Origin of the sequence: Oceanicaulis sp. MMSF_3324 (assembly GCF_030733545.1) — a bacterium.
In the GTDB taxonomy this organism is placed as follows: Bacteria; Pseudomonadota; Alphaproteobacteria; order Caulobacterales; family Maricaulaceae; genus Oceanicaulis.
The window spans coordinates 142,137-163,715 of the sequence record NZ_JASHIU010000005.1 but is presented as its reverse complement, the minus strand read 5'-3'; the positions used below and the strand labels follow the sequence as shown (position 1 = coordinate 163,715).

The following is a 21,579-nucleotide window of genomic DNA, read 5'->3' as shown; positions in this document are numbered from 1 at the left end:
CGCTAGTGCGCCTGGCCCCAGGTGTCGGCGGCCTTGGCTTCCACTTCCAGCGGCACGCTGAGATTCTGGGCGGGCAGGGCGGCGTTGCTCATCACGTCGGTGACCAGCTTGATGACCTGCTCGGCCTCACCCTCGGGGGCTTCAAAGACCAGTTCGTCATGCACTTGCAGCAGCATGCGGGTCTTCAGACCGGCCTCGGCCAGGGCGCCGGGCATGCGCACCATGGCGCGTCGGATGATGTCGGCGGCCGCGCCCTGGATCGGCGCGTTAATCGCCTGACGCTCCGTAAACTGACGAACGGACGGGTTCTTGTCCTTGATCCCGGGCAGATGGATGCGGCGCCCGAAGATGGTGGTCACGCACCCCTTCGCCTTCGCCTCTTCCTTCATGGCGTCCATATAGTCCTTGATACCCGGGAATTTCTTGAAATAGCTGTCGATATAGCTCTTCGCCTCATCACGACCGATGCCCAGATTGTTGGCGAGGCCGAAGGCGGAGATGCCGTAGATGATGCCGAAATTGATCGCCTTGGCGTTCCGGCGCGTCGTCGGGTCCATGTCCTCAAGCGAAACGCCGAACATTTCCGACGCCGTCAGGGCATGAATGTCCTGTCCTTCGCGGAAGGCCTGCTTGAGGGCTGCCACATCGGCGATATGGGCCAGAAGGCGCAGTTCGATCTGGGAATAGTCCGCCGCGACGATTACATGGCCGGGCTCGGCGGTGAAGGCCTCGCGGATCTTGCGGCCGGCTTCTGTCCGTATGGGGATGTTCTGAAGATTGGGCTCCGAACTCGACAGGCGTCCCGTGGTGGTGGCGGCCAGAGAAAAGCTGGTGTGCACCCGACCGGTGTCGGGATTGATGGCCTCCTTGAGGGCGTCCGAATAGGTCGATTTGAGCTTGGAGAACTGACGCCAGGTCAACAGCGCCTTGGGCAGCTCATGACCCTTCTCGGCGAGCTCGTCGAGCACCGCGGCGTCGGTGGACCAGGCGCCGGACTTGGTCTTCTTGCCGCCGGGCAGCTCCATTTCGCCAAACAGGATTTCCCCGATCTGCTTGGGGCTGCCCAGATTGAACGTGTGCCCCGCCAGTTCATGGGCGGTTTCCTCGGCTTCGGCCATTTTCTGCGCGAAGTCTGAGGACAGGCGAGAAAGCTGGGCGACATCCACCTTGACCCCGGCCAGCTCCATATCGGTCAGAACCTGCGGCAGCGGGCGCTCAAGCGTTTCATAGACCGTGGCGAGGCCCTTGCCGGCGACGCCGGGCTTCAACAGCTCCCACAGGCGCAAGGTGATGTCCGCGTCCTCGGCGGCGTATTCGGTGGCGGTCTTGAGATCGATTTCAGAGAAACGTTTCTGGGACTTGCCCGAGCCGCACACCTCTTTGAAGGCGATGCACTTATGGCCCAGATGGCGCTCGGCCAGCTCGTCCATGCCATGATTGTGCAGACCGGCGGCCTGAACATAGCTGATCAGCATGGTGTCGTCATAGGGCGCGACACGGACGCCATAACGCTGGAACACCGCCAGGTCGTATTTGAAGTTCTGACCCACCTTCAGGATGGCGTCATTCTCCAGGATCGCCTTCAGGCGGCCGAGCGCCTCGCCCTCTTCGATCTGGTCAGGCTTGGCGCCGCCATCAGCGAGATCGCCGCCTTCATGACCGAGCGGGATATAGCAGGCCTCGTTGGGCGCCGTGGCGAGCGAAACGCCCACTAGCCGCGAGGCGACGGCGGACAGGGCGTCCGTCTCCACATCGACCGCGATGACGCGGGCGCGTTTCGCCTTCTCGATCCAGTTATCCAGCGCCTCGACGGTCTGGACGGTTTCGTATTTGGAGCGGTCCACGGGGGCGGTGGCGTCGCCGGTTTCATCCGCGACCGGGCCGCCCAGCCCTTCCTCGACCCGGCGGGTCAGGGTGCGAAATTCCATGGATTTGAGGAACCCCACCAGCTTGTCGGCGTCGGGTTCGGCCGTGCCGAACACATCGAGCTCATCCGTGATCGGAACATCGGGTTTCAGCGTGACCAGCTGGCGCGAGATCCGGGCATTCTCGGCGTTCTCGATCAGCTTTTCACGGCGCTTGGGCTGCTTGATCTCCTCGGCGCGCTCCAGCAGCGCTTCGAGATCGCCATACTCGGTGATCAGCTGGGCGGCGGTCTTGATGCCGATGCCGGGCACGCCGGGCACATTGTCCACGCTGTCGCCGGCCAGCGCCTGCACCTCGATCACCTTGTCGGGCGCCACGCCGAACTTCTCGACCACCTCATCATGGCCGATGCGCTTGGACTTCATCGGATCGAGCAGCGTCACCTGGTCATTGACCAGTTGCATCAGATCCTTGTCAGAGCTCGCCACGGTGACGCGCGCGCCCTGTTCGGCGGCGAGCCGGGCATAGGTCGCGATCAGGTCGTCCGCCTCATACCCTTCCATCTCGATGCAGGGCAATTCGAACGCCTGGGTGGCTTCGCGGATCAGGGAAAACTGCGGGACCAGGTCTTCGGGCGGCTCGGGCCGGTGCGCCTTGTACTGGTCATAGATCTCGTTGCGGAAGGTCTTCGACGAATGGTCGAAAATCACGGCCAGATGGGTTGGCTGGTCCTCGCCCTTCAGGTCTTCCAAGAGCTTCCACAGCATGTTGCAGAAGCCCTGAACCGCGCCCACGGGCGTGCCGTCAGAGCGGGTCAGCGGCGGCAGGGCGTGATAGGCGCGGAAGATATAGCCCGACCCGTCCACCAGATAGACATGGCTGGAAGAATCAACGGGACGAGTGACGGCCATGACAGCGCTCCGGCGGCAGTTCAGCGAGGGAGCGCTAACCTAGGCGGCGTTGGGGGAGGGGGCAATCGGGCGGGTGCGTTGGGAAAAGTGATAACACTACTTGTGCGTGGAAACTGCACTCCCCATTTCAGGGAAAGGGGGAAGTGGCTCGCCAGCTCCCAAGCCTCCCCTTCAAAGCTTAGACGCTGGCGATCTGGCCTAATGAGTGGTGACTTCCACACCAAGGGACCCCCGCTCACGAGATGAAAGGGTATGCGTATGCGCGCAGCTTTTGTTCTCGAAGCCAGTGCAGGCGAATTTGAATTCCGCCTGTGTGCGATCTTTGACCTGAAGATGGCTCTTCGCTGGCTTCTGGGGTTAGGATCGTAAAAAAGACGGGGTGCCCTTGTGGTGCCCCGTTTTCATTTCACCCCGGAAACGCCCAGCCGCTGATCAGGCTCGACACCAGCGCAATCAGCGGCGCGGCGACGAGATTGATGCGGAAGCCGGCCTTGATCATCTGGGTCATGCTGGCCGCGCCAGACGCGTAGACGATGGCGTTGGGCGCGGTGGCGACGGGCAGCATGAAGGCGCAGCTCGCCGACAGGGCCACGGGCACGATGAGATGTTCGGGCGGCACGCCGGCTGAGATGGCGACCGCGCCCAGCACCGGCAGGAAGCCCGAGATGGTGGCGACGTTCGAGGTCAGCTCGGTCAGGAAGACCACGATGAAGGCGAGGATCAGGACGGTCAGCGGCAGGGGTAGGCTGGCGACCCATTGAAGGTGAGAGCCGATCCATTCGGCAAGCCCGGTCGCCTGAATGGCGGCGGCGAGCGAGAGGCCGCCGCCGAAGAGCAGGATGACTTCCCAGGGCAGGCGCTTGGCGCTCTCCCAATCCATCAGCGCCTGACCGGTCTTGCCGCCAGCGGGGATCAGGAACATGGCGAGCGCGCCCGCCATGGCGATCTGGGCATTGCCCAGGCTCAGCGTGATCGGCAGTTCAAGCTGCGTGCTGATCCAGGCGAGCAGGGGATTCCAGCCAAAGCTGATATCGGGCTGACCGATCAGGAAGCCGGGCAGCACCCGCCCCATCCACAGGATCGCCACCACGCCAAAGGCCAGCGCGACCCGCAGCTCGGGCGTCGTCATGCGGCCCAGTTCCGCCTTGTGCTGGAGGATGATCTCGCGCCCGGCCTCATTGGGGGCGTGGCCATCGACCCGGAACACCCATTTGGTGAGGATCAGCCACATGGACGGGATGATCAAAAGGGCGGCGGGCAGGCCGAGCATCATCCATTGGGGAAAGCTGATCATGGCGTCGTATTCGCGCTGCATGAAGCCCATGGCGATCAGGTTGGTGGGCGTGCCCACAGGCGTCATGATCCCGCCGACAGAGGCCGAATAGGCGACCGCGAGCGCCAGCGCCGGGGCGAACTGGCTGGCGTCCACGCCCTCATCCTTGAGCGCGTCGGCCACCTTGAGCGCAATGGGGATCATCATCAGCGTGGTCGCGGTATTGGAGATCCACATGGACAGGACGGCGGTGGCCGTCATGAAGCCCAGCATCATCAGCGCCGGCCGCGAGCCGAAGGCGGCCACGATGTTAAGCGCGATCCGGGCGTGCAGATTCCATTTCTCGATCGCCAGCGCCACGATGAAGCCGCCCAGCAAGAGCATGACAATCGGGTCGGCATAGGGCGCCGAGGCGGCGCGCATGGACAGGATGTCGAACACGGGAAACAGCGCCAGCGGGACCAGCGCGGTGGCGGCGATCGGAATGGCTTCGCTGGCCCACCAGGCCGCCATCATCAGCGCCAGACTGGCCAGCAGCCAGGCGGACCGGTCCAGCCCTTCGGGCACGGGCAGGAGTTGTAACCCCACCGCGATCACGATGCCGGTGATCAGTCCGATCCGATGACGCATAACCGACGTGTTCGCCTGGCTCATTGCGCTCCCCCCTTGCTGTGGTCCTCACAGGTATAGGGAGGCCGTCTCCGGGATCAATCGAAACCGGAATTCGAATATGACATTCGGGGCAGGCTTACGCCTTGGGGTCGGCTTTCGAACCGCGCAGCACGAAACGGCGGTCGCAATAGCCGCACTCGACGAAATCCTCGTCGCCCATTTCATACCAGGTGCGCGGATGGCCCAGAGCGCCGCCGCCGCCGTCGCACATCACGCGCTTCTGGTCGACCACGATCACTTCGGGGGCGGGCAGGGAGGAGGCGTTGGTGTCGGTCATGGTGCGCTCTGCCGGTCTGTAAAGAAGGTCCGGTTGAAGAAGATAGACGGCGTTGCGACATGGACGAGGCCCGCGCACGCCGCTAGGGTCCGCACCGTCTTAAGACGCGCTGTGTGCAGGCGTCAATTGCGCACGCGTGATCCTCCCGTTCCGCTTGCAGATCGTGAGCTCGCCCATGTCACACGCCCAACCCGAATTCGCCCTTGAAGCCTATGGTCTGAAGAAGACCTATCCCGGCGGCAAGGGCGCGCCCGCCAAGGAGGCGCTCAAGGGTGTGGACCTGCAAATCCCGCGCGGCTCGATCTTCGGGCTTCTGGGGCCGAACGGGGCGGGCAAATCCACCTTCATCAATATCTTTGCGGGCCTTGTGACCAAGTCTGAAGGCACGGCGAAGATCTGGGGGCTGGATATCGACAAGAATCCGCGCCAGGCCCGCGCCGCCATCGGCGTGGTGCCGCAAGAGCTGAACATGGACGTGTTCTTCACGCCCTATGAAACGCTGGAGCTGATGGCGGGCTTTTACGGCGTGCCCAAGGCCGAGCGGCGCTCTGAAGAGATCCTCAAAGCGCTGGGGCTGGAAGACAAGCGCGATGCCTATGTGCGCCAGCTGTCGGGCGGGATGAAGCGCCGCCTGCTGGTGGGCAAGGCGCTGGTGCACAATCCGCCCGTGCTGGTGCTCGACGAGCCGACGGCGGGCGTGGATATCGAATTGCGCCGCCAGCTCTGGGAATATGTGCTGGAGCTCAACAAGCTGGGCGTGACGATCGTGCTGACGACGCACTATCTCGAGGAAGCTCAGGAACTGTGCGACCAGATCGCCATCGTCAATCACGGCGAAGTCGTTGCGTGCGAACCCAAGGCGGACCTGCTTAAACGCATGGATCGCAAGACGCTGGTGATCGAGCCGGTCGAACCGCTCAAGGCGGTCCCCGCCGGGTTCGAACAGCAGGAAGCGGTGATCCGTCCGGACGGCTCGCTCGCCATCACCTTCACATTCGGCGAAGCCTCGGTGGCGGACATGATCGAGACCTATCGCGCTTCGGGTCAGCGCATCGCCGATCTGCGCACCGAAGAGCCGGATCTCGAGGATGTCTTCCTGGCGCTGACCTATCAGGCGGATGCGCAGAAAAGCGCCTGATCTGCAATTCGACCACCTGAAAATTGAAGCCAATTCGCGTTAACCGCGTTAGTCTGGCCTCATGACGCGATTTTTCACCCGCATACTGGCGCTGGTCCTGTCGGGCGCGCTTCTGGTTGTTCTGCTGGCCGTGCTCTTGCAGATCGAGCCGGTGGGGCTGATGGGCTGGGGCGTGTTTGCGCTCTTTGCCGTCGGCGCCGTTCTGGCCCCCGTCGCGCTTTACAAGTTTCTCATGCGCGGCACCCGCCCGAATGTGACCCCACGCGATGCGGCCGGGGCCGGGATCGCTGTCGGCATGGGGCTCGAGCATGAGCGTCAGCGTCGCGATGATGATGCCGATCTTGATCTGGACTGAGCCGCTTGAACGGTTCTTGTAATGCATCCCCGTTTCAACTCACTGTTGAATTATTTGAGGCGGTTGGTTGCGCGTGACCGCGCCAAAATCATTAAGAATTTATAAAATTCAGTGGGTTCCGGCCTGCGGTGGTGTCGGGGGTTTCGGCTAATAGGGGATTTTCAAGTCCCGTAAGTCTATTTATGGTGCGCGGGCCAGCACTAGCGAAGGGCGCGCTCGGGCGCGTTGGGGGACATGATTAATTTTACAAAGCGGCTCATCAGCGGACTTGTGTTTATCGCAGGGGCCGCCCTCTTCAACGCTAACGCGCTGGCGCAGGATCTGGGGTCGCCGACGACAGCGACCTTCGATGCCAACAACTACAACACCGGTGGTGAGCTGATCACGCCTCCCCTGACGGATTCAGGGTTTACCTTCACCTTCAGCGGGGCGCCGCTTATCGGCGATGGTGACGAAGGCAGCGGATCCTCCGATGCGGTCGCCAGCCTTGGCGCTAACCAAAACGAGACCGTGAGAATCGACTATTCCGGCGATGAGTTTGATTTCAATTCCTTTTATTTCGCCAACAATATCGCCAGCATCAACCTGGAGGTTCGGGGCTATGACGTCAGCGATGTCCAGGTCGCGTATCAGGCATTCACTACAAGCATCGGCACCCAGACCCTCACGCTGACCGATACCGGCTTTAACGATGTCAATTACGTCATCATCACCGGCACATCGGCGAACGGCTTTGACAGCGCGTTTTTCGATACCTTCGCCTTTGATGCGCCTACCGCAGCGGACACAACGGCGCCGCGTGTGACATCCGTCGTGCGTCAGACGCCGGCAGGCGCGACGACGGCCGCTGACTCGCTCGTGTTCCGCGTGACCTTCGACGAACCCGTGCAGAATGTGGACACGACCGATTTCACCGCCAGCGGCACCACGGGTGGGCCCAGCAATGTCAGCACGGTGACGTCCTCAAGCTATGACGTAACCATCTCCGGCGGTGATCTGGCTGGTTATACGGGTACGGTGAGCCTCGGCTTCGCTGGCGGGCAGAACATTACAGACCAGGCGACCTCTCCCAACGCCCTGACCAACACCACGCCCACGGGCGCCAATGAGAGCTATACGGTCGACAATACCGCACCGGCGGCGCCGTCCACGCCCGACCTGGCGGCCGGGTCTGATACGGGCGCCAGCTCTGCGGACGATATCACCAATGACACCACGCCGACTTTCACCGGGACGTCGGAAGCCAATGCGACCATCAATGTGAGTTCCAGCGTTGATGGCGCCATCGGTTCGGCGACGGCGGATGGTTCGGGCAATTGGAGCGTGACGGCGGGCAGCGCCCTGACGGAAGGGACGCACACGATCACGGCGACAGCGACAGATTCGGTCGGCAATGTGTCTTCCGCCTCCAGCGGGCTGTCGATCACCCTCGACACCACAGCGCCGGACATCAATTCCATCACCCGGCTGACGCCCACAGGGCAGACAATCGGAACCGCCACGGCCAATGCCGCTTTCCGGGTGACGTATTCAGAGGCGGTCGCCGGGTCCAACCAGGCGGACTATGCCTTCCAGAATGTGTCGGGGACGGCGGCGGGCTCTGTGTCCAGCTACGGAACCAGCAGTGCGACCCAGATCAATGTGCAACTTGGCGCCTTGTCAGGCGAAGGGGATTTCTCCATCAGCCTCAATGGCGGGCATGGCATCACCGACACGGCCGGCAACGCGCTTTCCAGCACGACGCCGACCGGCGTGCGTGAAGTGTTCACGCGTGACGGCACGGCGCCTTCCACCACATCGTTCGTGCGCGATACGCCGGCTGGCGCCCTGACATCAGCCGACACGCTGGTCTTCACCGCCAATTACTCCGAGACGGTGAGCGGCGTGGATACGTCCGATTTCGTCGTGACGGGCACGAGCGCAACCGTTCAGAGCGTGTCAGCAGCCAGCGGGACGAGCATCGACATCACGGTGTCGGGCGGCGATCTCGCCTCTTATAACGGCACGGTCGGTCTGAATTATGCCGCCTCGCCCTCGATCGCGGACTCGGCGGGCAACGCCCTGCCCAATACCGAACCGTCGACCGACGAGACCTACACCCTCGATAACACCGCCCCGTCGGGCTATTCGGTCACCCTCGACCAGGATCCGGTGAACTCGGGCAATGAAGGCGCGGCCTCCTTCACCTTCGCCGGCGCCGAAGTAAGCGCGGCTTATAACTACACCATTTCCTCTTCGGGCGGCGGCACGAACGTCACCGGGTCGGGGACGATCTCGGGGGCGACAGACCAGATCACCGGCATTGATGTCAGCGGTCTGGGCGATGGCACGCTGACCCTGTCTGTCACCCTGACCGATGGCGCCGGCAATGCCGGCTCTGCCGCGACGGACACCACCACCAAGGAATCCCAGCCGCCGCAGGTCAACTCGATCGCCATTTCCGGCTCTCCCGCTGGTAATGCGACGAGTGTCGATTTCACGGTGACCTTTTCCGAGGCCGCCCAGAACATCTCGACCGATGACTTTTCGCTGACCACGACGGGCACCGCTTCGGGCAGCATTGCGTCCGTCTCGTCCGCGACCGGAACCACGATCACCGTGACCGTGAACACCATCAGCGGCGACGGCACGATCCGGCTGGATCTTGATGCGGCCACCAATATTCAGGATGCGTCGGGCAACTCCGGACCGAACGCCTATACGTCCGGCGCCGCCCATACGGTGGATAACACCGCGCCACCCGCCTTTAACGTGGCGTTTGTGGATTCACAGATCATACAGGCCAATGAGACGTCTACCGACATCCGCTTCACCACCGCGGAAGTGGGAACGACCTACGCCTATTCCATCAGCTCTTCAGGCGGCGGCGCTCCGGTAACGGGCACGGCGGCGATTACCACAGCGACCCAGGATGTGACCGTGAACGTGTCGAGCCTCGGCGACGGGACTCTCACCCTTACGGCGACGCTGACCGATGATGCAGGCAATGTGACGAACCAGAGCTCGCCGGACACGGTCGTCAAGGAGACGGATGTGCCGGCGTTCTCGGTGGCGTTTTCACCGTCCTCCGTGCTGACGGGCGGCACGTCGACGATGACTTTCACCATCGACAACAGCGCTGTGTCTCTGACTGCAACCTCGCTTGATTTCACCAATAATCTGCCTGCGGGCCTGACGGTTGCGACAACACCGAACGCCAGCACCACCTGCACCGGCGGCACGCTGACCGCGACCGGCGGCGCTGGCGCGATTACTTACACAGGCGGGTCGGTCACTACAGGAGCGAGCTGTACGGTGTCCGCCGACGTGACCCCGAGTTCGGCAGGCTCTCTGGCGAACACGTCGGGCGCCCTGACGTCCAGCGTAGGCAATTCGGGAACGGCATCCGCGACGCTGACGGCCACCCAGCCCTCCCTGACCGTGGATGATCCCAGCGTGACCGAGGGCGATGCAGGGACAGCGAACCTGACCTTTACGGTGACGCTCGCGCCGGCCTCCTCGCAAACCGTGACGGTGGATTACGCCACCTCCGATGGCACCGCCACGGCCGGGAGCGACTATACGGCCGCCACTGGCACCCTGACCTTCAATCCGTCGGTGACGACCCAGACTGTTTCCGTGGTTGTGTCCGGCGATGGCGTGATCGAGCCTGATGAGACGGTTACCCTGACCTTGTCCAACCCCTCCAATGCAGCGATCGGCGACGCGACGGGGACCGGCACCATCACGACTGATGATGTGCAGCCGGCGGACACGACGGCGCCGACCCTGGACGTGGTCAGCCGGGCCACCCCGGCGGATGAACGCACAGATGCGGATTCCCTGACCTGGCTTCTGGACTTCAGTGAAGCAGTCGTGGACCTGGATGCGTCCGACTTCGCCGTGTCTGGGACGACCGCTGTCGTCAGTGGCGTGGCCGGATCGGGCGAGCTGTTCCAGGTGACTGTATCTGGCGGCGATCTGGCCGAATATGACGGTGTCGTAGCGCTTCAATTGTCGAACCCCACCATTGCAGACCTGGCGGGCAATGACCTTGCGGGCGGGCTGCCCTCGAGCGCCGAAACCTATCTGCTCGACAATACTGGCCCGGTAGCGTCCCTGACGTCTGATCTCACCGGCGACGCCACGGATCCGTTTACTGTACGCGTGGCCTTTGACGAGGCGGTGACAGGGCTTGAATTGTCCGATTTCACGCTGACCAACGCCAGTGTGAGTGCGCTTCAAACGGCGGGTGAGAACGAATTCACCGTGCTCGTGACCCCGGGATCCAGCGGAACGCTGACTGTGGCCTTGGCCGCCGATGCTGTCACCGACAGCCTGGGCAACGCAAACCTTGAAAGCGAAACCCTGACGTTTGAGACCGACTCAACTGCGCCGTCCCTGTCCAGCATTCAGCGCGGCGTGGCCGCTGTGACCAGCTTGGATACCGTGTTCTGGACCGTGACGTTCTCCGAACCCGTGACGGGGGTCAGCCGGTCCGCTTTCGCCCTGTCGGGCGGGGTCGGTGCGAACCTGTCCGTGTCGGGATCGGGCGCCAGCTATCAGATCACGGCGTCTGGCGGCGCCTTGGCCGATTTCGAAGGCGTGATCGCTCTGTCGATTTCGGACGCCAGCGCCATCGAGGATGCGGCTGGCAACACCTATGAAGGCGGCGCGCCGACCGGCGCGAATGAGTCCGAGATCCGCCTTGATAACACGGCCCCTGTCGCCACGCTCAGCACGGACGTGGATACGGTCGGCGCCACCTTCAATGTGACGGTCGAGTTCAACGAGGATGTGAACGGCTTCACCCGGAACGATATCGAGGCGACAAATGCCCGAATTGGCGATCCGGTCGTGGTGTCTTCGCGAGAGTACACCGTGCCGGTGTCGCCTCGGTCAAACGATGCTGTGACGCTGAAGGTGAAAGCGGATGCGGTTCGGGATGCGGCGGGGCTGACCAATGCGCAAAGCAATACCCTGACCGTCGCCACCGACGCCATCGCTCCGGTGATCGAAAACATTGTCGCGGGCACGGACCCTGTGACCAAGGCCGATGCACTGAGCTGGACGGTTGAGTTCAGTGAGACTGTGACTGGCGTGGATGCCTCCGATTTCACGCTTGAAGGGGCAAGCGGCGTCAGCATTGCCGTGACCGGATCCGAAGCGTCTTATGAGGTGACCGCCAGCGGCGGCGACCTTGCGAATCTGGACGGTGAGGTTCAGCTCCAGCTGGTCCTGCCATCGGATATCGTTGATGTCTGGGATAACGCCTTCGCCGGCGAAGGCCCGACCAACACGGATGAGTCCCGGATCGAACTCGACAATTCCGGTCCGACGCCAACGCTCTCCACCCCTGAAGAAGAGGTGGTGGGCGCCTTCACCCTCACCATCGCCTTTGATGAGGATGTCTCGGACCTGTCGGCGAGCGCCTTGACCGTGGAAAACGGTACGGCAACGGGTCTGACCCGGGTGGATTCCCAGACGTATACGGTCTCTATCCAGCCTGAAGCCGTTGGCGAGATCACGATGACGGTCGCCGAAGGCGCTGTTCAGGACGGGTTGGGCAATCCAAGTTCGGAAGCGACCCTGAGCGTCCAGGCGGTCAGCGAGGTTCAGGAGGTCGCGGTGACCGTCGACCTGTCCGATAGCAATCCGAACGGCCAGATCGTCACCTTGCCACTCACCAATCCGGGGAGGGCGCGACTGCCTTTCCAATCGCGGGTGTCGGTTGGCTGGCTTGAACCTGTCGTTTCCGATGGGGTCATTCCCAGCCTGGGGTCTTTTGACTATCAGGTTCGGGTCACCGAAAAGGCCCTAGAGCTCGATCCGGGCCTCTATCAGGGCGACGTGACTGTCTTTACAACGGTATCGGGCAGTTCAAGCGCATCGCGCTCGGGCCTGTCCGCGCCGATGGCGACCGAAGAGGTCGTGATCGCCATCATCCCCGTGACCTTGACCGTGACCACGCAGAACGGAACGGTTCAGCTGGTTTCAACCACCCCGTCGGGCATATCCGGAGATGTGGATGTCAGCTTCAGTTCCAATGTCGACGTGTTCAATGATCTCGCTCTGACGACCGTCAGCGGACTGGCGCAGACGCGCGTCGAGGAACTGGAATCCGGACGTGTCGACGTGACGCAAAACCTGCCCGCGGGCTGGCGCGTCGAGACGATCAGCTGCACGGGTGATCTTGATGGCGGCTCACAGGTGAATGCGGAGACCGGGTCCATTCAGATTGACCTTGATCCCAATGAGAACCTGGTCTGCACCTTCGAGAATGTGCGTGATGAGGACTTGGTCCAGCTGGCGACCCAGCGGGCGATCCGCAACTTCATGCTGCGTCGCGCGGACCGTCTGATCGATTCCGCTCCGGACCTGTCCACCCGCCTGAGCGCACGCGAGGGCATGGGGGCCGGCGAGTATTCGGCCAATATGGATGACGGTCGTTACTCCATGTCCCTGACCGCGTCTCTGGCCGGGGCGCGCAACCAGGCCAAGGCGCGTCATTCCGATGCGCCGGGCATGCCGTCGCACATGCGTGACGATGTGGGCCGTCTGGATGTCTGGCTTTCTGCCGAGCTGTCGGGCGTGACCGACAACCGGGCCGGTGAACGCGCCGAAAGCGATTTCGGCGTTGCCCAGCTGGGCGTTGACTGGGCCGTCTCCGACGACCTTCTGATCGGCGGCATGGTGCAGCTCGATTGGATGGATGAAACCGCACGCGAGGTCTTCGCGGAAGCCGGGGCGATTGCCGGCGCCCGCGTGGACGGGGAGGGCTGGATGGCCGGTCCCTACATGGTCTGGCGTGTGGCGGATGGCGTCATCCTGGACAGCATGGCGCTCTATGGCACGAGCTCGAACACGGTCAATCCGCTCGGCCTTTACGAGGACGAGTTCGACACGGACCGCTGGATGCTCCAGGCCAACCTCACGGGTGAGTATGGCCGGGGCGCCTTCGTGGTGCGTCCGCAAGCCACGCTGACGCATTTCGAGGAAACGCAGGACGGGTATACCGATAGCCTGGGCATCGCCATTCCCAGTCAGAGCATTGCGCTGGGCCGTCTGGCCGCGGGTCCGGAACTGATCTGGCGACAGGACAGTGCGTCCGGCGCCCGTTGGGAACTGCGCTCCAAACTGCGGGCGGTCTGGGATTACCAGCCGGCTGACCTGCTCAGCGAGACCGGGACGTTCATGAACGGCGAATCCGATGTGCGCGCAGACGGTGAGATCGGCATCGCCGCGACCTTGCAGAACGGGGCTGTGTTCGAACTGTCGGTCGGCATGTCCGGCATTGGCCAGGATGATTTCGAGGCCAATACGGCGCGCTTCCAGTTGCGCTATCCGCTGAGCCTCGGCCACTAGCTTTGGCGCAGACGAAACGAAAGGGCGGGCCATCGGCCCGCCCTTTTGCTTTGTGTCCTTACCCGCTCAGACCGGCAACTCCGTCGTGTTCTTCAGGGCCTCCATGGCGAAAGAAGCTGAGACGTCGGACAGGGGCGCGATGGAAATCAGGCGCTTGTAGACGGCGTCATAGTCGGCGATTTCCGGCAGGATGATCTTCAGAAGATAATCCACATCCCCGCCCATGCGATAGAACTCGACCACTTCAGGCATGCGCCGAACCCCTTTTGAAAACGCGTCCAGCCAGTCTGCGTCATGGCGGCTGGTCTTGATGAAGACGAACAGGGTGGTCTTCAGACCCAGAGCCTCGGGATCGAGCAGCGTCACCTGCTTGTTGATCACCCCATCCTCGCTCAGGCGCTTGATGCGCCGGGCCGTAGGCGTGGGGCTGAGCCCGATGGCGTCGGCATAGTCCTGCACCGTCCGGTTCGCATCATCCTGCATCAGGCGCAGGAGTTTCCGATCGTAGTCATCAAGCGTCGCCATAATCGACTCCTGTGGTGAAATTCACTAGTTGTCCGAGATAATAGGAGCGAATTTGGCGATTATCACTCCGAAAATTGGCGTTTCATGGGGGCAGTTGAAAGGCTTCCCGAATGACACAAGCGCCCCACAGTGACTGCATCGCCGAAACCCGCTCCGCCCTGATGGGCGGGGATGGGGTGTTGCGTACGCCGTTTGGTCTCAAGCCCCTGGTCTACGCCGATTACGCGGCATCGGGGCGCGGGGATCGCCGCATTGAAACCGAGCTTGAACGCTTCCAGGCCATGTATGCCAATCCGCACACGGATGATAGCGCCACGGGCCGAGAAGCCACGGGCTGGCTGCATCGTGCGGAAGCCATGATCAAGCAAGCCCTGAACGCGGGTGAGGACGATGTGGTGCTGGCGTGCGGGTCCGGCGCGACGGGGGCGGTGTCGCATCTGCAGCAGATCCTCGGCGTGTACGAAGCCCCTGCGACGCGCGCGCGTCTAAGCGAGGACCTGGAAGCTGTTCTGGGAGAGGCGGAAGCGGTTCGGGTGCGCGAAGAGATGCGCGCCCGCACGCAGGTCGTCTTCATCGGGCCTTATGAGCATCATTCCAACGAACTGACCTGGCGCGAGAGCCGGGCGGAGATCGTCCGGATCGGTCTGGATGAGGCGGGCGGTATTGATCTGGTTGAGCTCGAGCAGGCGCTGTCGGACCCGGCCTACCGGGCGCGTCGCAAGATCGGGGCGTTCTCGGCCGCGTCAAACGTCACCGGCGTCAGAACCGATGTGCCGCGCCTGGCGCGGCTGCTTCACGCGCATGACGCTATTCTGTGTCTCGATTGCGCCGCCAGCGCCCCCTATCTGCGCATGGACATGAACCCTGCCGAAGGGCCGGAGAGTGCGCCGGACGCGCTGTATTTCTCCCCTCACAAATTTATCGGCGGGCCCGGCGCCTGCGGGATACTGGCGTTCAAGAGCGCGCTGTACCGTACTGACCTGCCGCCGACCTTGCCGGGGGGCGGAACCGTGACCTATGTGACCCCGGACAGTCACGACTTCATCGGCGACATCACTGCGCGTGAGCGCGCGGGCACGCCCGGCGTCATGCAGATGATGCGGGCGGCCTTTGCTCTGAAGGCGCTTGCGACAATCGGCTATGAAGAGATCGAGGCGCGTGAACAGGCTGCGCTCGACCGGGCTTTTGAACGCTGGCGCGCCTGTGACGGGATCGAGATCCTCGGGCCGCAGGATCCTGAGCGTCGTATCGGTATTGTCTCGTTCAACATACGAGCGGGTGCGCAGGGCATTCTGCATCCGCGCTTTGTCGCGACCTTGCTCAATGATGTGTTCGGCGTGCAGGCGCGTGCCGGGTGTTCCTGCGCCGGGCCCTATGCCCACCATCTGCTCGGTCTCGATGACGCAACGACCGGCGCGCATCGCGACGCCGTCCTGTCCGGATATGCCGGGATGCGGCCGGGCTGGTGCCGTTTGAGCCTGCACTGGGTCATGGATGAGGCGGAGATCGATTATCTGATCGAGGCGGTCTTGTTCGTCGCCGAGCAGGGCCCGAAATTGCTGCCGCTATATGATTTCAACGCGGCGACCGGAGCCTGGCGCATGCGCAGGCAGACGCAGGCCATGGGGCTGGCCGCGCACACGGGCGGGCGCGCGCTCATGGCGGCGGCGCTCGAAGATGCGCGGCTGCTGGCCGAAACGCTGAACCCGGAACCGTGTTGCGGGCGCTTGCCCGAGGCCGTCGAGGGTTTGCGCCGGTTCCCGGTGCCGGCCTGATCAACGCGACAGACGCCGTGTCAAATTGGCGTAGAGTTTGGAAACAGTCAGCATTTCAGGTGAATGCGGGCTGTATTGCGCGCTGAGACTGGCGTGCAGATTCTCCAGATCAAACAGCAATTCGCGATCTCCCGCGTCGGGGATGTCGCTTTCCACCCAGCCCACACAGACCCGGCGCACGCCTTTGGTCACCGGCGCCACGGCATGCAGATAGGTGGAGGGATAGACGAAAATGTCGCCCGCCTGTCCCTTTACCGACTGGGTCGAGCCGGCCTGGTCGATGACCAGCTCCCCGCCTTCATAGCTCTCCGGGTCGGACAGGAAGAGGGTGAAGGAGACATCGGTGCGAATGCGGTCTTCGCCCCGGCCCATGAAGGGATTGTCCACGTGTGCGCCGTATTCGCCGCCGCCTGAGGTTTCGCTGATCAGCAGCTTGGAATAGCGCCGGGGGCGGGCCGTGGCGTTGAAGACCGCATGGCTTTGCAGCGTGGTCTCAATCAGGGTGCGCAGTTTCTTGCCCGCAACTGAGCTCAGATCCGCCTGCCGGTTGCGTTTGACCTGGCGCGCCACGGGCCCGGCGGTCTTTGCGCCGTCTCGCCAGCTGAGCTGATCGAGCAGGGTTTGCGCCTCGGTGAGGCTGTCTGCGTTCAGAATGCTACCGATTGTCAGATGCATGTTGACTTCCTGCGAACGATTTGCAGTTTCTACTGTATCCTTCCAATATCTGGGTGAACAGGGGTTCGCATGAAACAGCAGTTCAAACGCGTCACGGCCATGGGGCTGGGCCTCGTGCTCACCGGGGGGCTGGCCTCCGCTTGCAGCCCGGCGTCCGACACCACGACCGAACAGACGTCTGAAGTCGCATCGGCTGACACTCAAACGGCAGCGCCGGCGACCGAACAGGCGGCTCCGCCTCCGGGCTTGACCGGGGAAGGTGAGGGCGGCGTGGCTGTCGAAGACGCGTCCGAAGACCCGGTCGTCTATGGGGCTGCGCTCGCAGTGGCCGAAGCCCATGTGATCGCCGCGCGTGACGCGCATGCTGTCGGAGAGTTGGATGCTGCGGGCGAGATGTTCGCGCACCCGGCCAGTGAAGTCCTCTTTGATATGGAAGAGACCTTCCGCGAACTGGGCGTCGAGCCTTTCGAGGGGCAATTCCTGGATGCCTCGGCGGCGGTCTTCAATGATGCCAGCCATGAGGAAATCGTCGAGCGCACCGACGCCATCATCGCCACCTTGCGCGAGGCGATGACCTATGCGCCGGACAACGGCATGTCAGACGCCCGCATCGCGGCCGGTATTGCGGCGGATCAGATCGACCGGGCCGTGGACATGTACCGGATCGCCCAGGACAACCCGGCCTATGGCCCGTATCTCGATGGATATGGCTTTTACAAGGCCGGCAAAACGGCCTTTGAAGAGCATGAAGCCATGATCGAGGACGAGCTGCCCGAAGGCGCTGCGCGTCTGCGTGAAGCGCTGGCCATGCTGGCTGACGCATATCCGAGCGCCGAGCCGCAGGACAGCTATCCGGTCAACCGGGCCGAGCTGAATACGGCGTCGACCCAGGCGACCCTGGCCGTACTGCGCTAAGGCGCACACACCGTGACATGAACCCCGCTGCGCCTTGTGCAGCGGGGTTTTTTGTGCGCGCGGTTTGAGATTGAACCCCGCGCGGCGCCGCTCCATGCTGGCCGCAGACCGCCATCAAAGCGCGGCGTTTTATGGGGAGGCGTAGATGGATGCGCAGGCCAGTCTAGAAGCCTGGCGCGCGGCAGGCGCGTATTTCGACTATCGCGGATACGAGATTTTCTACCGCACGGGCGGCGAGTGGGAGGATGCGGACAAGCCGGTCCTGATCCTGATCCACGGCTTCCCGACCGCGAGCTGGGACTGGGTCCGGCTCTGGGATGATCTGTGCCAGACCTATCGCGTGGCGGCGCTGGACATGATCGGCTTCGGCTTTTCCGACAAACCGGCTCGCTATGCCTATTCCATCATGGACCAGGCGGATCTGCATGACGCCTTTCTGGCTCATCTGGGCGTTTCCGCCTGCCATCTCTTCGTCCACGATTATGGCGATACCGTCGGACAGGAATTGCTGGCGCGTTTTCTGGAACAGGGCGAGCAGGCGACGGTGACGCTTGAGTCGGTCTGCTTTCTCAATGGCGGCCTGTTCCCCGAACAGCATCGCGCGACGGCGACCCAGAAATTGCTTCACTCTCCGCTCGGACCGCTCGTGTCCCGTCTGATGAACCGGCATCGCTTTGCGAAGGGCTTTGGCGAAGTGTTCGGTCCGGACACCCAGCCTGATGCGGCGGAGATGGATGCCTTCTGGACCCTGGCCAAGGAAAAGGGCGGCATGCCCCGGATCGGGCACAAGCTATTGGGTTATATTGATGATCGGCGAGAGCATCGCGACCGTTGGGTCGGCGCCCTGGTGAAGTCCACGCTGCCCATGTGTGTCATTGATGGCGGTCTGGACCCGGTCTCTGGCGCGCACATGGTCGAACGCTATCGCGAGCTTGTTCCGAACCCGGACACTCTGGTTTTGCCTCATGTCGGTCATTATCCGCATTGGGAAGACCCCAAGGCGGTGCTTGACGGATTTGTGAAATTCCAGTCCGGTATTCCCAAGGCCCGATAACAGGGCCAACGATTGGGAGGCGCCGATGGCCCATCAATGGGACAAGGTGATTGCAGGCGGGCTTGTGTTTGACGGCACCGGAGCGCCGCCGCGGCTGGAAGACATCGCCATCAAGGATGGCCGTATCGCCGAACGCGGCGTGGATCTGGACAAGGCGCAGGCCGCCAGCGTGATCGACGCCAGCGGAGCCTGGGTCATGCCGGGGCTTCTGGACATACACACCCATCTCGATCTCGAAGTGGAGTTTGACCCGGCGCTCAAGGAGGCGGTGCGCCACGGCACCACGACCGTGCTGATGTCGAACTGTTCGCTCGGGCTCGCTTATGGCAATCAACGGCGAAATGGCGAGGACCCGCTGGTCGATTGCTTCGCCCGGGTCGAGAATATGCCCAAGCCGGTCTTGCGCAAGATTGCCGAGAAGGCGAGCTGGACCAGTTCGGCGGGATATTTCTCCCACCTCGATGACTTGCCGCTGGGCGCGAACGTCATCCCGCTCATCCCCCATTCCATGTTGCGCGCCCAGGTGATGGGGCTGAACGGCTCCGTCAGTCGAACGGCCGGTGAAGCGGATTTGCGAGAAATGGAGTCGCTGCTCGAGCAGGCCATGGCCGAGGGCTATGCCGGCTTCTCCACCGATGCCCTGCCTTTCCACTTCCTGTCAGAAGACCCGAACCGCCGGGTGAAGATTCCCTCCCAGTTCGGCCAGTACAAGGAACTCAAGCGCCTGACGGCGATCCTGCGCAAGCATGACCGCATCTGGCAAGCGACCCCGCCCAAGGACAAGCCGCTGGCGGTGTTCCGGAACTTCCTGCTGACCTCGGGGCGCTTGCATGGCAAGCCGCTCAAGGTGACGGCGGTGGCCGCGCTCGATGTGGCGGCGAACCGGTCGCTCAAGAGGCTGGCGATGATCCTGTCTCATCTGTTCAACTCGCCGCTTCTGAAGGGGCATTTCAGGTTTCAGGCGCTGGCCGCCCCGTTCAAGGTCTTCTGGGACGGGCCGATCAATCCGTTGGCCGAGGAAGTCCCCGCCCTGCGCGAGCTGAATGAGCTGGATCTTGAAGATATCGAGGGGCGAAAGGCCCTGTTGGCGGATCCGGGCTTCAGGGCGCGGTTCTCCAAGATGTGGATGACGGGCAAGTCCGGGTTCGGACTGGCGCGCCTCAAGCGCATGATGCGGATGGAGACGCTCGCCTTTGACCGGGATTTCGAGCAGATGATCTTCCATTCCGGCGGGCCGGATATCTGGACGGGTGAAAGTTTCCAGCAGGTGTTTGACCGGTATCGCGCCTGGCGCGCCGATCCCGCTTTCGCCCGGACTTCGCAGGAAAAGGGCGTTTTCGAACGGCTTCCTGAGAGCGCCGCAACCGAGCCCGGCTTCATGCTGGCGCTGTTTTCCGAATTTGATCTGGGTCTTCGCTGGTGGACGATCTCCGCCAATCGCGACCCGGAGGTGATCCGCGAACTGATCAATCATCCGCTGACGCTGCCGGGCTTCAACGATTCCGGCGCGCATATCACCAACATGGCCTTCTATGACGGCAATCTGCGTGCGTTGAAACTGGCGCAGGAAGAGGGGCTGGAGCGGGTGACAAGCCAGATCCGCCGTTTGACGCGTGAGCCGGCTGACTTTCTGGGGGTCAAGGCCGGGCGCATCGAGATCGGTGATTGCGCCGATATCGCCGTGATCAACCCCGACGCCCTGAAAACCTATGATTCAGAAGCGGAGAGCACCTTTATCTGGCGCGAGGACTACGGCCATGAGCAGATGGTCAACCGGTCTGACGGCGTGGTGAAAACCGTTCTGGTCGCCGGAGAGCCGGTGTTTGATGACGGCGACTTCACCCCGGCGGCGGGCCGCACGCCTCTGGGGCGCGCCTTGCGCCATGAAAGCTGGAGCGGCGGTCGCGCCAAGCCTGAAGCCATGGCGGCGGAGTGATAAGCGTCTTTTTACTGGTCTCTCTCGCTCCGCTCGGTCGATCCTCGCTTCGCTGCGGACGGCCTTCGGCCTTGCGAGCCTTGCAGGCTCGAGGGTACTGACTTTGGCAGGCTCGCAAGCGCGCCCGCAGCGATAGCGAGGATCGGAAGCCGACAGGCTTCCCACTCACTTCGCCGCGGGCGTCTTGTCCTTGAACTTGCAGATGTCGGCGATGGCGCAATGCCAGCATTCGGGCTTGCGCGCCTTGCACACATACCGGCCGTGCAGGATCAGCCAGTGGTGCGCGCCTTTGAGATATTGGGGCGGGGTGATCTGTTCGAGCCGCGCCTCCACCTCGTCGGGCGTCTTGCCGGGGGCGAGTTTCGTGCGGTTGCTGACGCGAAAGATATGGGTGTCCACCGCGATGGTGTGCTGGCCGAACGCCTCGTTGAGCACGACATTCGCGGTCTTGCGGCCCACGCCGGGCAGACGCACCAGCTCATCGCGCGTCTGGGGGACTTCGCCGTAAAACTCCTCCAGGATCATCTGTGAGAGCGCGATGACATTCTTGGCCTTGTTGCGGAACAGGCCGATTGTCTTGATGTGCTCGCGCACGCCGTCCTCACCCAGGGCCAGCATCTTTTCGGGCGTGTCCGCCGCCTTGAAGAGCTTGTCCGTGGCCTTGTTCACGCCGACATCGGTCGCTTGCGCGGACAGGGCGACCGCCACCACCAGCGTGTAGGGGCTGGAGTAATTGAGCTCGGTCTCCGGCTCGGGCCGGTCTTCGGCCAGGCGGGCATAGAGCTCCTCGGCCTGCTCCTTGTTGAGTCCGGGCGGGCGACGTTTGCTCTTGGTCTTTTTCGGTTTGGGCGTCTGGGTCATGG

At 63.0% G+C, this 21,579-nt stretch carries 13 protein-coding genes; 7 read left to right on the top strand and 6 right to left on the bottom strand.

Translation table 11 applies throughout. The features are described from left to right. Nucleotides 1-2: 2 nt before the first annotated feature. From polA to RBA95_RS07200, 3 genes are all read right to left on the bottom strand, one after another. Nucleotides 3-2,777 (bottom strand): DNA polymerase I, encoded by a 2,775-nt coding sequence (gene polA / locus RBA95_RS07210; protein WP_306016182.1) that lies wholly within the window; start codon nt 2,775-2,777, stop codon nt 3-5. A 406-nt stretch (nt 2,778-3,183) separates the two neighbouring features. Continuing rightward, complete coding sequence (locus RBA95_RS07205) at nt 3,184-4,704, bottom strand: SLC13 family permease (protein WP_306016181.1); 1,521 nt, start codon at nt 4,702-4,704, stop codon at nt 3,184-3,186. Between the two features lie 94 nt (nt 4,705-4,798). Further along, nucleotides 4,799-4,999 (bottom strand): zinc-finger domain-containing protein, encoded by a 201-nt coding sequence (locus tag RBA95_RS07200; RefSeq protein WP_009802701.1) that lies wholly within the window; start codon nt 4,997-4,999, stop codon nt 4,799-4,801. Nucleotides 5,000-5,174: 175 nt separating this feature from the next. On the opposite strand from RBA95_RS07200, the gene RBA95_RS07195 reads away from it, so the two are divergent. From RBA95_RS07195 to RBA95_RS07185, 3 genes are all read left to right on the top strand, one after another. Further along, on the top strand, nt 5,175-6,137 hold the full coding sequence (locus RBA95_RS07195) for an ABC transporter ATP-binding protein (protein WP_306016180.1): 963 nt from the start codon (nt 5,175-5,177) through the stop codon (nt 6,135-6,137). A 61-nt stretch (nt 6,138-6,198) separates the two neighbouring features. Continuing rightward, complete coding sequence (locus tag RBA95_RS07190) at nt 6,199-6,492, top strand: hypothetical protein (RefSeq protein ID WP_306016179.1); 294 nt, start codon at nt 6,199-6,201, stop codon at nt 6,490-6,492. A 234-nt stretch (nt 6,493-6,726) separates the two neighbouring features. Next, nucleotides 6,727-13,836 carry an Ig-like domain-containing protein gene (locus tag RBA95_RS07185; protein ID WP_306016178.1) on the top strand — a complete coding sequence of 2,370 codons (7,110 nt, stop codon included), beginning with the start codon at nt 6,727-6,729 and terminating at the stop codon, nt 13,834-13,836. A 66-nt stretch (nt 13,837-13,902) separates the two neighbouring features. Here the strand turns inward: RBA95_RS07185 and RBA95_RS07180 are convergent, their stop codons facing one another. Then, nucleotides 13,903-14,361, bottom strand: coding sequence for an Lrp/AsnC family transcriptional regulator (locus RBA95_RS07180; protein WP_306016177.1), 459 nt, complete (start codon nt 14,359-14,361; stop codon nt 13,903-13,905). A gap of 110 nt (nt 14,362-14,471) precedes the next feature. On the opposite strand from RBA95_RS07180, the gene RBA95_RS07175 reads away from it, so the two are divergent. Next, on the top strand, nt 14,472-16,136 hold the full coding sequence (locus RBA95_RS07175) for an aminotransferase class V-fold PLP-dependent enzyme (RefSeq protein WP_306016176.1): 1,665 nt from the start codon (nt 14,472-14,474) through the stop codon (nt 16,134-16,136). Here RBA95_RS07175 and RBA95_RS07170 read toward each other — a convergent pair whose 3' ends face one another. Continuing rightward, nucleotides 16,137-16,811 carry a Fe2+-dependent dioxygenase gene (locus RBA95_RS07170; protein ID WP_306016175.1) on the bottom strand — a complete coding sequence of 225 codons (675 nt, stop codon included), beginning with the start codon at nt 16,809-16,811 and terminating at the stop codon, nt 16,137-16,139. Between the two features lie 69 nt (nt 16,812-16,880). Between RBA95_RS07170 and RBA95_RS07165 the strand changes: the two genes are divergently transcribed. From RBA95_RS07165 to RBA95_RS07155, 3 genes are all read left to right on the top strand, one after another. Next, nucleotides 16,881-17,726: a hypothetical protein gene (locus tag RBA95_RS07165; protein ID WP_306016174.1), complete on the top strand. Its 846-nt coding sequence runs from the start codon at nt 16,881-16,883 to the stop codon at nt 17,724-17,726. A 145-nt stretch (nt 17,727-17,871) separates the two neighbouring features. Beyond that, nucleotides 17,872-18,780: an alpha/beta fold hydrolase gene (locus tag RBA95_RS07160; RefSeq protein ID WP_306016172.1), complete on the top strand. Its 909-nt coding sequence runs from the start codon at nt 17,872-17,874 to the stop codon at nt 18,778-18,780. A 25-nt stretch (nt 18,781-18,805) separates the two neighbouring features. Then, a complete protein-coding gene (locus RBA95_RS07155) occupies nt 18,806-20,716 on the top strand; it encodes an amidohydrolase family protein (protein WP_306016171.1) in 1,911 nt (636 codons plus the stop codon). A gap of 165 nt (nt 20,717-20,881) precedes the next feature. Here RBA95_RS07155 and nth read toward each other — a convergent pair whose 3' ends face one another. Next, the gene (gene nth / locus RBA95_RS07150; protein WP_371933598.1) at nt 20,882-21,577 is read right to left on the bottom strand and encodes an endonuclease III; all 696 of its coding nucleotides are present in this window, start codon (nt 21,575-21,577) and stop codon (nt 20,882-20,884) included. Nucleotides 21,578-21,579: the final 2 nt, after the last annotated feature.